The 12,384-nt window shown below is 71.1% G+C and carries 14 protein-coding genes and 2 pseudogenes; 5 read left to right on the top strand and 11 right to left on the bottom strand.

Annotation, left to right across the window (positions count from 1 at the left end):
• The 5 genes and pseudogenes from BM093_RS32815 to BM093_RS32800 form a co-directional block, all read right to left on the bottom strand.
• Positions 1-1,022: AMP-binding protein (locus BM093_RS32815; protein WP_245773962.1), on the bottom strand; the 1,022-nt coding region annotated here is incomplete at its 3' end.
• Between the two features lie 29 nt (positions 1,023-1,051).
• Complete coding sequence (locus BM093_RS37710; protein WP_093356739.1) at positions 1,052-2,212, bottom strand: thiolase family protein; 1,161 nt, start codon at positions 2,210-2,212, stop codon at positions 1,052-1,054.
• A gap of 65 nt (positions 2,213-2,277) precedes the next feature.
• Positions 2,278-2,727 carry a class I adenylate-forming enzyme family protein gene (locus tag BM093_RS38090; protein ID WP_281248755.1) on the bottom strand — a complete coding sequence of 150 codons (450 nt, stop codon included), beginning with the start codon at positions 2,725-2,727 and terminating at the stop codon, positions 2,278-2,280.
• A gap of 25 nt (positions 2,728-2,752) precedes the next feature.
• Positions 2,753-3,793 (bottom strand): annotated as a pseudogene (locus BM093_RS38510) (AMP-binding protein); the annotation flags it as partial.
• Complete coding sequence (locus BM093_RS32800) at positions 3,790-4,650, bottom strand: CoA transferase (protein WP_093356738.1); 861 nt, start codon at positions 4,648-4,650, stop codon at positions 3,790-3,792. The pseudogene BM093_RS38510 and the gene BM093_RS32800, both read right to left, overlap by 4 nt.
• A 127-nt stretch (positions 4,651-4,777) precedes the next feature.
• Here BM093_RS32800 and BM093_RS32795 point away from each other — a divergent pair, with 127 nt between their 5' ends.
• Positions 4,778-5,404: a TetR/AcrR family transcriptional regulator gene (locus BM093_RS32795; protein WP_093356734.1), complete on the top strand. Its 627-nt coding sequence runs from the start codon at positions 4,778-4,780 to the stop codon at positions 5,402-5,404.
• Positions 5,405-5,553: 149 nt separating this feature from the next.
• Here the strand turns inward: BM093_RS32795 and BM093_RS32790 are convergent.
• Both BM093_RS32790 and BM093_RS38085 read right to left on the bottom strand, forming a co-directional pair.
• Positions 5,554-6,408, bottom strand: a pseudogene (locus BM093_RS32790) (HARBI1 family protein).
• 131 nt (positions 6,409-6,539) lie between these two features.
• Entirely contained in the window at positions 6,540-6,959 is a 420-nt protein-coding gene (locus BM093_RS38085) for a Tn3 family transposase (RefSeq protein WP_281248754.1), read from the bottom strand.
• Between the two features lie 523 nt (positions 6,960-7,482).
• Between BM093_RS38085 and BM093_RS32780 the strand changes: the two genes are divergently transcribed.
• Positions 7,483-7,830, top strand: coding sequence for a hypothetical protein (locus BM093_RS32780; RefSeq protein ID WP_143105670.1), 348 nt, complete (start codon positions 7,483-7,485; stop codon positions 7,828-7,830).
• 154 nt (positions 7,831-7,984) lie between these two features.
• Here BM093_RS32780 and BM093_RS32775 read toward each other — a convergent pair whose 3' ends face one another.
• Positions 7,985-8,662 carry a hypothetical protein gene (locus BM093_RS32775; protein ID WP_143105669.1) on the bottom strand — a complete coding sequence of 226 codons (678 nt, stop codon included), beginning with the start codon at positions 8,660-8,662 and terminating at the stop codon, positions 7,985-7,987.
• 136 nt (positions 8,663-8,798) lie between these two features.
• Between BM093_RS32775 and BM093_RS32770 the strand changes: the two genes are divergently transcribed.
• Positions 8,799-9,095, top strand: a complete 297-nt coding sequence (locus BM093_RS32770; RefSeq protein WP_143105668.1) for a hypothetical protein — start codon at positions 8,799-8,801, stop codon at positions 9,093-9,095.
• Between the two features lie 70 nt (positions 9,096-9,165).
• Here BM093_RS32770 and BM093_RS32765 read toward each other — a convergent pair whose 3' ends face one another.
• The 3 genes from BM093_RS32765 to BM093_RS32755 all read right to left on the bottom strand — a co-directional run bounded on the left by BM093_RS32765 (position 9,166) and on the right by BM093_RS32755 (position 11,392).
• Positions 9,166-10,248, bottom strand: coding sequence for a zeta toxin family protein (locus tag BM093_RS32765; protein WP_093356720.1), 1,083 nt, complete (start codon positions 10,246-10,248; stop codon positions 9,166-9,168).
• Positions 10,245-10,526 carry a hypothetical protein gene (locus tag BM093_RS32760; protein WP_093356716.1) on the bottom strand — a complete coding sequence of 94 codons (282 nt, stop codon included), beginning with the start codon at positions 10,524-10,526 and terminating at the stop codon, positions 10,245-10,247. The genes BM093_RS32765 and BM093_RS32760 overlap by 4 nt, the downstream gene beginning before the upstream one ends.
• A 119-nt stretch (positions 10,527-10,645) precedes the next feature.
• Positions 10,646-11,392 (bottom strand): GntR family transcriptional regulator, encoded by a 747-nt coding sequence (locus tag BM093_RS32755; RefSeq protein WP_093356714.1) that lies wholly within the window; start codon positions 11,390-11,392, stop codon positions 10,646-10,648.
• 199 nt (positions 11,393-11,591) lie between these two features.
• On the opposite strand from BM093_RS32755, the gene BM093_RS32750 reads away from it, so the two are divergent.
• Both BM093_RS32750 and BM093_RS32745 read left to right on the top strand, forming a co-directional pair.
• Positions 11,592-12,008 carry a hypothetical protein gene (locus tag BM093_RS32750; RefSeq protein WP_093356712.1) on the top strand — a complete coding sequence of 139 codons (417 nt, stop codon included), beginning with the start codon at positions 11,592-11,594 and terminating at the stop codon, positions 12,006-12,008.
• Entirely contained in the window at positions 11,998-12,198 is a 201-nt protein-coding gene (locus BM093_RS32745) for a hypothetical protein (protein WP_093356709.1), read from the top strand. Before BM093_RS32750 ends, BM093_RS32745 begins: the two co-directional genes overlap by 11 nt.
• Positions 12,199-12,384: the final 186 nt, after the last annotated feature.

The raw sequence follows: 12,384 nt of genomic DNA, 5'->3' as shown, positions 1-12,384 counted from the left end.
CCGTAGGCGTGCACGATCTCGGCGCCGGTGAGCTCCGCGAAGCCCTTCATCAGCGACAGCGGCGGCTCGGTCGCGCCCGACATCATCCGCAGCCGGCCCAGGTCGGGCTTGTCCTCCAGTGAGCGGATGTAGGACAGCATCGGCCCGAAGATCGCGGGAGCACCGTTGGTGATCGTCACGTCCTCGGCGATCAGTGCGTCGGTGAGCGGCTTGATGTCGTCGGCCGTGTACCGCCCGGGCAGGACGATCTTGTTGGCGGTCAGGATCGCCGCCTGCGGCAACCCCCAGGCCTGCCCGTGGAACATCGGCGTGATCAGCATCGTGCAGTCGTCGAGCGTCATGCCGATGTTCGTGGCCAGCGAGAACGAGTGCAGGCAGATCGCGCGGTGCGAGTAGTAGACGCCCTTCGGCCGGCCGGTGGTGCCGGTGGTGTAGCAGGCACCGTAGGCCGAGCGCTCATCGATCTCCGGCCAGTCGATCCGCGGCTCGGCGGCGGCGACGAGGTCCTCGTAGTGGTGCACGTTCGGCAGGGTCGTGCTGATCTCGTCGAGCGGCTTGTCGGTCAGCACGACCCACGCCGTCACGCCGAGCAGGTTTGGTGCCACGGCCTCGGCGACCGGCAGCAGCGTCTCGTCCACGCAGACGATCGACGTCCCGCTGTCGGAGACGACGAAGGAGAGGTCCTCGGGGCCCAGGCGCAGGTTGAGCTGCACCATGACCGACCCGAGCCCGGGGATCGCCCAGTAGAGCTCGAAGTGCCGGCGGCTGTTCCAGTCGAGGATCCCGACCCGGGTGGCGGGTCCGGCGCCGAGACCGGCCAGGGCGTTCGCCCCGCGGACGATGCGGTCGTAGGCGTCCGCGTAGGTGTAGCGGTCCCAGCCGCCGTCCGGACGCCGGTGGACGATCTCGCGGTCGCCGTAGGTCCGGGCGGCGTGCCGGATGAGGGTGGTGGTGTTGAGCTGGACATCGTCGCCCATCGTGGACGGGTATCCCGTCACGACGGTGCGGCTCGGTGCGGGCACGCGGGACTCCTTCGTCGGTGCGTGTGGGATCAGGTGAGGCGTTCGATCACGGTGGCGTTGGCCATCCCGCCGCCCTCGCAGACGGTGACCAGGCCGTAGCGGGCGTCGCGGCGCTCCAGCTCGCAGACGAGCTGGGTGAGCAGGCGTCCGCCGGTCGAGCCGAGCGGGTGGCCGATGGCGATCGAGCCCCCGTTCACGTTGAGCTGGTCGTCGGGGTAGCCGAACTCGTCGCGCCAGAGCAGCGGGACGGGCGCGAACGCCTCGTTGACCTCGGCCAGGTCGATGTCGCCGATGCCGAGCCCGGCCCGGTCGAGCGCGGCGCGGGAGGCGGCGAGGACGGCCGTGAACTGCAGGACCGGGTCGTCGGCGGCGACGGTCATCGACACGATGCGCGCCCGCGCGGGCAGGCCCGCCGACTCCGCGTACGCGCGGTCGGCGACGAGCAGCGCGGCGGCGCCGTCGCTGACCTGCGACGAGTTCGCGGCGGTGATCGCCCCCGCGGGGTCGAAGACGGGCTTCAGCGCGGCCATCCGCTCCCGGTCGGGCGTGGCACGGATGCCCTCGTCGCGGGTCATCGGTCCGTCGGCGCCGTCGAGCGCCACGAGCTGGGACGCGAAGTACCCGGCCTCGGTGGCCGCGGCGGCACGCAGGTGACTGCGGACGGCGAACTCGTCGAGCTGCTCGCGGGTGTAGCCCCACTTGGCCACGACCAGCTCGGCGGACGGGCCCTGGGCCGGCAGGTTGCCGTCGAACCGGGCGAGCACCCGCTCGCCGTACCACTCACCCCGCGGCCCGCTCGGGTCGAACAGCGGACCGAGGTCGGTGCGCGACATCGACTCGAGCCCGGCGCCGATCGCGACGTCGTACTCGCCGGACTTCACGCCCTGCGCGGCGAAGTGGACCGACTGCTGGCCCGAACCGCACTGGCGGTCCAGCGTGGTGCCGGGCAGGCCGATCGGCAGGCCGGCGCCGAGCAGGGCGTTGCGGGCGACGTTGCCGGCCTGCTCGCCGCGCTGCAGCGCGCAGCCCACGACGACGTCGGCCAGGGTGTCCGGGTCCGCGCCGCTGCGGGGGACGAGATCGCTCAGGGTGTGCGCGAGCAGGTCGACCGGGTGCCAGTCGCGCAGCTGCCCGCCGCGCTTGCCGACCGGGGTCCGGACGGCGTCGACGATGACGGCTTCTCGGGTCATGGGGTGCTCCTGGTCAGCGGGCGCGGAAACCGGCGAGTGGGTGGACGACGAGGACGGTCCGGGAGTCAGGCATCCAGGGCCGCCCGGAGCTGGTTCTTGAGGATCTTGCCGGACGGGTTGCGCGGGATCGTGCCGATCGTGAGCTCCCGCGGAAGCTTGTAGCCGCTGAGATGCCGGCGTCCGAACTCGCGCAGCTCGTCGAGGGTGAGCGTGGTTCCCGGCGCGAGGTCGACAACGGCGACGACGACCTCGCCGTACTCCTCGTGCTTGCGCCCGATGACGGCCAGGTCGCCGATCGAGGGATGCGCGGCCAGCGCGCTCTCCACCTCGGCGGAGTAGACGTTGGCGCCGCCCGTGATGATGAGGTCCTTCAAGCGGTCGACGAGGGTGATGTAGCCATCCCCGTCGATCCGGGCGAGGTCGCCGGTGTGGACCCATCCGTCGCGGACGGTCTCGGCGGTCGCCTCCGGCATGCGCCAGTAGCCCTTCATCATCGACTCGCCGCGCATGATCATCTCGCCGACGTCGACCCGGCTCGACGTCGTTCCCGCTCGGGTCGACGACCCGCACCTCGGTGTTGGGCACCGCGACCCGGCCGCTGGCCTCCGGCCGCGCGACGACGTCGTCGTGGTGCAGCAGGATGCCGCCCGGGCCGCCCTCGGTCTGGCCGCACGCCTGCACGATCGAGGTGTCGGGCAGCGCCGTGACCAGGGCCTCGGCGGTGCTCGCGGGCATCGGTGCGGCGCCGTAAAGGCAGATCCGCAGGCGGGAGAGGTCGCGCGAGCCGAGGTCCGGCAGCCGCAGCAGGTGGGTGTACATCGTCGGGACGCCGAAGAAGAACGTGATCCGCTCGCGAGCGAGGACGTCCGCCACCGTGGCCGGTTCGAACGCCGGGAGGATCACATGGGTCGCCCCGAGCATTACCCCGTTCAGCAGCAGCATGTTGAGGCTCGCGGAGTGGTACAGCGGTGCGACGTGCAGCATCCGCTCCCCGTCGCGCAGACCCACGCCGATGCTGGAGTTGATCCCCACCCACAGCACCCGGCAGTGGTCGAACAGCGCCCCCTTGGGCCGGCCGGTGGTCCCGGACGTGTAGATGATCAGCGCGTCGTCGTCCGCGGAGACCTCGACGGGGGTGGGGCGAGCACCGCGGTCGCGTGCGGCGGCGCGGACGTCCTCGTATCCCTCGAAGGGGCCCAGCGCCAGCGGCTCCGCGGCGCCGGTCCGCCCGGGAAGCGACTGCCACGCCCGGACACCGGCCGCGACCTCCGGACCGAACAGCAGCAACCGTGCCTCGGTGTCGGAGGCCAGGTAGTCGATCTCCGGCGGGGCCGAGCGCGGGTTGATCGGCACCACGATCGCGCCCAGGCGCAGACCGGCGTAGACGGCGACGACGAACGCGTCGCTGTTGCCGGCCAGCAGGAGCATGCGGTCGCCGTGGGCGGGACCGCGGATGGCCGCCAGCTCGTCGACCTCGCGATCCAGCTCGGCGTAGGTGAGTGCCACGTCGCCGAACCGCACGGCGACGCGGTCGGGGCAGCGGCGGGCGGTGCGGGCGAGGACACCGGCGAGGGTGGTCATCGCACCTCCTCGAGGGTATCGTCGGCGACAGTGGGCCCGACCGCGATAATCGGGATGTCGAGCTCGTTGCCGAGCTTCTGCCAGTGCTTGCCCTCCGCCGTGGCGAACCGGGCGGTGAGCTCGGCGCGGGTCCGGCCGAGGGCGTCGCCGAGCCGGGCGGCGAAGTGCGGCTCGACCGCGCCGACGGCGACGTAGCCGTCGCTCGTCGGGTAGACCCCGTACGCGGGGATCGCGCCGCCGAGGGCGTCGCCGGGTCCGGTCAATCCGTGCCGCACGCTGGCGGCCGCGTCCCGGGCGACCCGGTCGAGCACGACCGGCTGGTGCACGGCGGCACCGCTGCGCTCGCGCAGGCGCAGGCCGGCGACGGCGACGAGGGCGGCGCGCTCCCCGCCGAGCAGGTCCGCGACCGGGACGGTGGGCATGGCCGGGGGCAGCAGCGTCCCGTGCGCGGCCTGGTAGGTCAGGTCGTGCCCGGCCTCCTCGGCGCGCTCGCCGTCGAAGCCGACGATCTCGACGTGCACCAGCCGGTGCCGGGCGACGCTCTTGCGCAGGCCCAGCCGGTCCAATGCCGCCGGGCGCATCGCGGTGAGCAGGACGTCCGCCGTCGCGAGCCTCTCCTCGAGCGCCTCGCGGCCGGCCGCCTCGCGCAGGTCGAGGCGCACGACCTCCTGCCCGTCGGCCAGCTCGCGGTACCACCCGGGGGCCGCGGCCTGCAGCCCGTCCCCCTGCGGCGGCTCCACCTTGACGACGTCGGCGCCGAGATCGGTGAGCCGCGCCGCGGCTGCCGGGCCCGGCAGGTTCGTCGCCAGCGACACCACGCCTACGCCGTCCAGCGGCGCGGCCGACCCTCGATCCACGTCGTCCCCTCCCACCGTGCTGTACGAATGTACAGTAGATTGGAGTGAGCGTATAGTTCGCTATGTGATCGACACAAGCGCGGGTTCGTAGGATGCGTGCCGTGACGACGGCAACCCGGGCGGCGAGATGAGTGAGCGGGAGCGAGCACAGTCGCCCCGCACCGAAGACCTCACGGCGCGGGCACGGATCCGCCACGCCGCCCTGGATCTGTTCGCAGAGCGAGGGGTCGACGGCACGCCGATGCGCGCGGTCGCGGCCCGAGCGGGGGTCACGGTCGGACTGATCGTGCACCACTTCGGCACGAAGGAGGCGCTGCGCGAGGCGGTCGAGCTCGACATCGTCGACCGTTTCGCCGAGGCGATCGCGACCGCGCCGGCGGAGGGGTCGGGCACGGACGTGGCCGGGGCCCGTGACCATGCCGTGGCCGCCATGCTCGCGGCGAGCCCGGCCGTCGTGGACTACCTGCGGCGCGCTGTGCTGGACCCGCACGGCGAACGCGGCGACCTCGTGAGCAAACTCAGCGCGCTTGCCGCGGACCAGGTCGGCGGCCTACGCCGCCGCGGCCTCGCCTCGCAGCGCAGCCCGATCGGCGAGCAGGTCCTCACGATCATGATCAGGCAGCTCGGGCAGCTGTTCCTTCAACCGCTCGCCGACCGGATCATCGACGAGTTCGGCCAGAGTTCGGACGATGCGCCGTCGCCCCTGATCATTGTGCGCCTGGAGAACCGAATCGACACGTCCACCAGTCAGTGAACCTGCGACGGCTGGATACGTCAGGGCGCGGCCGCAGATGCAGCCGAGTCGCGTCGCGACTCCGTCACGACTGACTGCTAGTTTTGACGGTCGCGAGGCTTGGCCTCGTGACCGCCGCGCTCACTGAGGTGTTCTCAGTAGCGCGGTGATCATGTTGTGCGGTTGTGTTCGACATGGAGCAGCACGAGCGCGGCAGCGGTGATTGCGCCAATCCGCCAGGGACACAGCGTGACTCGCCGCAACGCCGCGAAGGTGGACTTGAGCAGGGCGTTTCCTCGTTCGGCCAGCGCGCGGACAGCCGAGTGCAGGCTGTTGACGGTGCGCTGGTTGACCGTTCGCCCGCCGCCGGGGACGGGTTTGAACGGCACGGTGAGCCGGTCGGCCTCGCCTTCGTAGCCGAGATCGCCCAGCGCGGCGTGGGTGTCGTCGGTGAACGCGGCCAGGGTGTCGAGCAGACCGGAGTGGGTGCGAGCGCAGCGGGTGTCGTGCTCGCGGCCTGGTCGCACTGGGGAGGTCCACAACGGCCATCCGTCGGGTGCGGTGACGACCTGGATGTTGCCGCCGTGGCGATGGTGCTTGCCCGACCACCACAGGTCCACCCCGGCGGTGGGTCCGAGCGCGCGGCACCGGCCGGTGGCGATCAGGGTGCCGTCGAGACTCACATGGGTGTGCCCGGCTGCACGGGCGGCGAGCAGGGCGCCGTGGAGCCCGGGCGCGGCCGAGGCGAGGACGTCGATGCCTTCGTGCAGGTAGCGGTAGGCGGTCGCGGTGCTGACCTCGTGTCCGCTGCCAGGCGCACCACCCGGGTCGCGTCGAGGAACCATCGCAGGACCGGCACCGCTTGACCGACCGGGTCCAGGGCCCGGCGGCCGGCTCGGGTGCCGCGACGGGCGCGTTCGCCGGCCAGCAGCTCAGCCAGGTAACGCACGGTGGGTTCCCCGATCGGGAGTACGCCGGTGTAGATGACAGGATCGGGCACGCAGGACCTCGGTAGCGGAGTCGATCTTTGGTCGGACCGACCTGATCTACCGGGGTCCTGTCCAGTCTCCGGTCACCTCACCGCCCTCGGCGTGTCGCACGACCTGCCACCGCGCTACTGAGAACACCTCACTGAGCGTCCCGCAGAGCGATCCGCTTATGGGACGGCTCCTTTCGGGACCGTAGTGGGGACGGCGAGGTCAAGGCGGGTGTCCATGTCGAGGCTGAACCGGCCGTAAGGGTTGATGTTCGACCAGAACAGCGGAGTCAGGCCGCGCTGGTCGTCGATCTCGAGCCGAGCGGCCCAGCTCGGGTCGTCAAGGACGCGTTGGAGCAGCAGGGTGTTGATGTGCACGAGCGCGGACTGCAGCAGGTGCAGGCGGCGGGGACCCGGACGTCGTCTCCGTTGCGGAGCGCACTGGTCGCGCAAGGGAGCCGGTAGGTGCTCCGCCTGGTTGCCTCGCGGACGAGGTCGGCCGGCGTCAGCCGAACGGTCAATCGACGGTAGCCCGAACGGAGCTGTACCGTGGCGACCGGCCTGCTCAGCGGCAGACTCACGGCCGCGTCCCTGCCCCACCCCCCGAGGCACGGGCGCGGCCGTTCCCGTGAAGCTGAACGGCCGGGCCTGCAGGGGTACCCGCCGACCTCGCCGTCGGTCGGCGCCGCCAGGGTGGTCCAGTCCGCCGGGTCCACGGCCTGTTCGGGTTCACGGTGCTCGACGTGGTTGCGCAACCGCCAGCGCACGACGTGGCGGTCGCCCGCTCAGTGCCGCGCCCGGACCGGAGTGCCCGACACGCTGGTGCTCGGGTGCCGCGCCGGCGTCGAGCTGCTCGTGCTTGGACGCGGCCGCGGAAGAACAGCGAGACCCGCCATGACCAGCAACATCCCACCCAGACGTGGCGGCTGAGCGGGGACACGTCGTCAACCACCGTCCTCCTCGGCGAGCCGTTGGAACAGCTCTCGGCGTCCCTGCTCGCGACGGCTGTAGGTCGCCTTCCGAACCGCTGGGTGACACGGAGTTGTCGTGCCCGGCGTGCGGTGCGGTGTTCGCGGTCGGGAGCGGCGAGTTCGTCCGCGACGGAGATGAGGAGCCCCGAGCGATGAGCGGCGCCGACAACCCGCGATGCGCCGCCGCTCCCGCGCGGCGAGCCACCGACCTGTCGTGGCCCGTCGACGGGCCAGACCCCGTCACTGCGCTCCGGAACCTCCCCGGTGCCTACCCCCACATCGACATCCTCGAAGTGCGACTGCTCGACCTGATCCCGCCCGTACTTGAGGCCGGCTGCCCGACCTGCGGTGTCGAGGATTGCGACTGCCGTGATTGGGCGGCTCGCGATCGGCTCATCGCGGCAATCACAGCCCGGTTCACGGAGTACGGCTACACCGAAGGCGCCGGGCTGGCACGGCTCGCGGCCGAAGTGATCCAGGACATGGAGACCACTGTTTAGCCCCCGGGCGAGGTCAGCAACAGCCAGCGAGCGACCAGGCCCGCAACTCGCCCGCCCGGGGAGAGCACCACTCACGAGCCGAGCAGCTCACACCCCCGGGCGTCGGCCTCTCGCTGCCGCCCCGCACCGGTCCGACGCGCTCGAGGTAGCGGAATCAGGTCAGCACGGCGTGGTCGAACTCCGCGCCGGTGGAGTACAGCAGGCCGTAGGTCAGGAGCACGCCCTCGTGATCCAGGGCGTCTTGCTGGAGCCACTGGTCGGCCACTGCCGGCCACCCGCCCTGCTCGTCTGCGAAGGTCCCGAACAGCCCGGCCAGCGTCTCGGCGACCTCGGTGTAGCGGTCCGCGCTGGACACCCAGCGCTGGAGCACTGTCGCGATCGTGTCCGCGGCCGCGGCGTCGTAGCGGCTTACCTTGTCCTTGTTCGCCCACAGCTGCAGCTCGAAGAGCCGGACCGATTCCCAGGAGCCGGGGCGGCCCGCGACGAGCTGCCGCCGGGTCACCTCGTAGCTGTGTGGGGCCGCGAGGCCTCCGTGTTCCTCACGCAGGCGTGCGAAGGCGATCTGCACGGCGACGGCCGTCGTGTACGCGGCTTTCCGTCCGGCGGCCGTCCACGCCTGACGCAGCTCGGCGACGTCGGCCTCGGCCGGGGGCACCACCGGCCGCAGCGGGCCACACTGCTCGGCGAGCTCGTCCGGCGCGAGGTGGCGTTGCGCGCTGTAGTCGCTGGCGTCCTGATAGGCCAGGGCCCCGCCCAGGTCGCCGTCGTTGGTGAGCATCCAGCCGCGGTGCTCAACGTCCACGACGCGGGAGGGCAGCTGCTCGTCTGGCATGGCGGCGAGTGTGCCAGCCCGCACCGACGAGTCCACGCGATGGAGCAACGCCCCCTGCTCATCAGGCAGCCCTTGGCTCGCATCGGTGGCGGCTACCAGGCTCGCCAGGGTCGAACGTTTGTGCGATTCTGGGGTGGTGGTGAATGAGTCTCGGGCCCAGCGGCGGGCGTCCCGGCTGCGAGAGAATGAGCGGCGCTGTCACGAGGCGGCCGGGGTGCTGCGGCACCGGGTCAATCAGGGCCTGTACGCCGGGATGCGCGGCACGACGGAGGGGTACGCGCTGGCTGCGCTGCTCGAGGCGGCGGGGTTCGAACTCGACCGCCTGCCGCAGCTGACCGCGCGCGCGGCCCTGGCCAGCGTCGACGAGCTGCTCGACGATGCCCCGACCAAGCCTGGGGCGGTGGCGCCGCTCTCGTCCGGCGACGGGTTCTGAATGGATCTGCGCATCGACGCTTCGCCGGAGCTGCACTGACCGCGCCCACACCGGTCGGGCACGCGGGTGATCAGCGGGTTGGGCCTGGTCCGCGGCGCTTCTGTGAGGCAGTCGGCGATGCTGCGGTCGCGGTGTCGGGTCCGGTGCTTGGGCGGCGCGGTGGGCGTCCGGTGGTGGGAGGTCGGTGCAGCCTGCGTACGGCCACTGCGGGGTGTGTCATGTCGCGGTTGTCCTGCCGGAGCAGCTCGGGTGTCTGGTAGGCGGCGAGACGTTCGGCGGAGGGGGTGAGGACTTCGGCGGCGAGCTGCTCGACGTGGCGCAGGCGTGGTCGTAGGTCCTCGGCGAGGGTCGTGCGCAGCTGGTCCTGGACGACTTCGTAGTTGCGGATCTCCTCGGCGTCGAGGGGCCGGTGCCGCTCGATCTCGATCGCGTGGGCGAACCCGGGTTGCCGGCGCCACGCGCCGCGTTCATCCAGCTCATTCACATAGGCGGGCCCCTGCTCGTCGACGGTGCGCCGATACACCGCGACCACGTCTGCGGCCTGGCGCTCGTCGATTAGGCGTGCGGTGTCGACGATGCCGCGGTAGGAGCGTTCTGCGTTCTCGGCGACGGTCAGTCGCCCGGCCCCGCGCTCGCTGACTTGTACCTGGTAGCGGTGCAGCATGCCCTGCAGGCTCTGGCTGTCGTGGACTCCGAGAGCCAGAACCGCGATGCGGTAGTCGGCGGCGCGGTAGTCGGCCAGCGTGTCGAGGGATTCCTGCGGGTCCTGCGCGGTCTCGTGGAAGACCGCGTTGAGTCGATGCTCGCGCACGTACTGCTGGACTCGAGCCATCCAGGCACGGCCGTCTGCCCGTGTGGCTGCGGCCATCAGCTGGTCGTCGGTGGCCATCAGCTCGTGGTAGTCGGGATGGAACGGCTTGTAGAGGTCGCTGTCGATCTCGACCACGCCGCCCTCGGACGCCAGCTCCGCCCGGATACGGCTCGCGTGCGCCGACTTCCCGGCACCGGGTTGGGCCATCAGCACGATGAGCAGGGGCTGGTCCTGCGGTTCGAACCGAGCCAGACGCAGCGGAACGATCTCCTCACGGAAGACACGCTCGTTCTCCTCGACCGAGAGCCGGTAGCGGGCCAGGTCGTCACGCTCGGAGCTCACCGGAGCTCGGCCCGCAGTCCGTCCAGCACGTGGCGGTAGGAGCTGCGTACGGCGGCGATCTCGGCCCCCTCGCCCGGGTCCAGGGTGCGCTGGCGCTGGTCGCAGTCGGCGATCTGTGCGCGCAGCTGGCGGATCCGTTCCGGGTCGGGCCGGGTGCTCGTGCGTTCACGGTTGAGCAGGGCGACGTAGCAGCCGATCACGTCGTTGATGAGTTCCTGGGTCGCTTCGTAGGCGACGGCGACGTTGCTGTCCCAGGTGTGCGGGGGAAGCTTCTTCACGACTTCCTCGGCAGCGGTCGGCCGGGTCGTTCTCGTCAATGCGAACTCCCATCCCGCCGGTCATGCGGCGGCTCAGTGTAGCGAGGAAACGCTGGTGCTCGGCTCGAAGCAACGGGCTGTCATTGGGCGGGCAGGTCGTAGGCGAGGGTGAAGCGGTCGCCGAGCATGGTGATGTTGTTGACTTCGACGACGCGTTCGGTGGTGAACGCCCGGCGGGTCAGCCGGAATACCGCGGTGCCGGCGGCGACGCCGAAGGTCTCGGCTTCCTCGACGTCGGCTTGCCCGATGCGGACGGTCTCCTCGAAGCGGTCGAGTTCGTGTCCGGTTTCCTCGAGGCGGGCGTAGATCCCGCCGGGGCCGGAGTCTTCCTCGTGCATCTCGGGGGTGGCGATCGCGGCGGGCAGGTAGCTGGTGGCCAGCTGCACGACTTCGTATCCGGCGGACATGGTGCGGTCGCGGACGAGCAGTTCCTCGCCGGGGTCGATGTCGAGCTGGTCGGCGAGTGTGTCGGTGGCCGGCTCGGTGCGGACGGTGACCTCGCAACGCGGGGTCCAGCCACCGGTGTGGGCGTCGGTGGTGAACGCGCCGCGGCCGGCGGCACGTTCGGCGCGGCTGAGCCGGTTGCGGGCGGAGCGCAGCATCGGCCGCTGTGCGCGGGCGTAGACCCCGGAGCCGCGTTTGAGTTCGACCAGGCCCTCGGCGCGCAGGATCTCGACTGCGTTGCGCGCTGTCATTGGCGACACGTGGTAGCGCTCGGTCAGTTCTGCCCGGCTGGGCAGGGGAACCCCCGGGGGATAGTCGCCGGCCAGAATCGACGCGCGCAGCTCAGCAGCAATCTCCCGTGTCCGGTTCGGCCGTTTAGCCATACCTCAACCGTACCCGTCTAGCCAACTTGCGCGTAGCGGACATCCCGAGGCCCGTGTGTCGACTTCCGTCGGCCCGATCTCGGGGCCACATCTATCGGGTCTGTGAGGTCGCTGCCCGAAGGGCTCGGACGGGCCAGATCACGCATCGCGCCCACCGGACCAGAACAGGAGCGGAAAGCGACTCTGCGATCCTGACGCAATGAGTTCCGCCCCGCCTACAGACGCGGTCTGTGCCCATCACCCGCAGTCCGAGGTGCTCGGTCGATTGCTGTTCGCGATTCGTGGCAGCGAGCTGCGCAACTGCCAGCTGGACTACTGGCCCGCCATGTCGGGGGGCATTGTCTTGGAGTGGTCCGACGGCCCGAATGCCAGGGAGGCGCGCGAAGCGCTGATGCTCGACCTCGTCGACAGCGGCGTGGCGCTGTGCGCAGACGACCTCACTCTCGACCCGGACCGGTTCGGCCACTCCGGCGAGAACGTCGTGCACATGTGCATCGACGACGTCCCCGTGGAGTTCCGGGCGCAGGGTCCGGTCGGCTGGTCCGCCTTCGTGGAGAACAACCGCGAGGCGATGCGCCGGATGCTCCGCGATAAGGGGTGGGACGGTGCCGCCTGACCCCGACAGGCCGCGCTACACGGCGACGGTGCGCCGCGACGGCGAGTTCTGGCTGATCCACATCCCGGAGCGCGACATCTACACACAAGCCCGCTTCGAGGGCGAGGTCGAGCTGATGGGCCGGGACGTCCTCGCGATCGAGGATGACGTCGCCCCGGACTCCTTCGACCTCGACATCGTCTACGAGTAGGGGCTGCTGACCCGGGCCTGCAGCGTTCTCCGCGTGCTCGACGGCCCGCTCACCACTCTCTGCCACGCACGCACGAACCGGGGCGGTTCAGTCGTCGCGGTCGTCGTCGTGGCGCCCTGGCTCGACGAACGTGGGGTCGTTGTCGCGGGCCAGCGTGATCATCAGTTGACGCACGCCCTGCTGCTG

The sequence above is a fragment of the Pseudonocardia ammonioxydans genome, assembly GCF_900115005.1.
GTDB classification, from domain to species: domain Bacteria; phylum Actinomycetota; class Actinomycetes; order Mycobacteriales; family Pseudonocardiaceae; genus Pseudonocardia; species Pseudonocardia ammonioxydans.
Note: the sequence above shows the minus strand (reverse complement) of the source record. Positions and strands in the feature narration are given on the sequence as shown.

Bases quoted from the DNA above. Each gene is read 5' to 3' on its own strand.
- BM093_RS37710 (WP_093356739.1), bottom strand. From the start codon at position 2,212: ATGACCCGAGAAGCCGTCATCGTCGACGCCGTCCGGACCCCGGTCGGC.
- BM093_RS38090 (WP_281248755.1), bottom strand. From the start codon at position 2,727: ATGATCATGCGCGGCGAGTCGATGATGAAGGGCTACTGGCGCATGCCG.
- BM093_RS32795 (WP_093356734.1), top strand. From the start codon at position 4,778: ATGAGTGAGCGGGAGCGAGCACAGTCGCCCCGCACCGAAGACCTCACG.
- BM093_RS32780 (WP_143105670.1), top strand. From the start codon at position 7,483: ATGAGCGGCGCCGACAACCCGCGATGCGCCGCCGCTCCCGCGCGGCGA.
- BM093_RS32775 (WP_143105669.1), bottom strand. From the start codon at position 8,662: ATGCCAGACGAGCAGCTGCCCTCCCGCGTCGTGGACGTTGAGCACCGC.
- BM093_RS32755 (WP_093356714.1), bottom strand. From the start codon at position 11,392: ATGGCTAAACGGCCGAACCGGACACGGGAGATTGCTGCTGAGCTGCGC.
- BM093_RS32750 (WP_093356712.1), top strand. From the start codon at position 11,592: ATGAGTTCCGCCCCGCCTACAGACGCGGTCTGTGCCCATCACCCGCAG.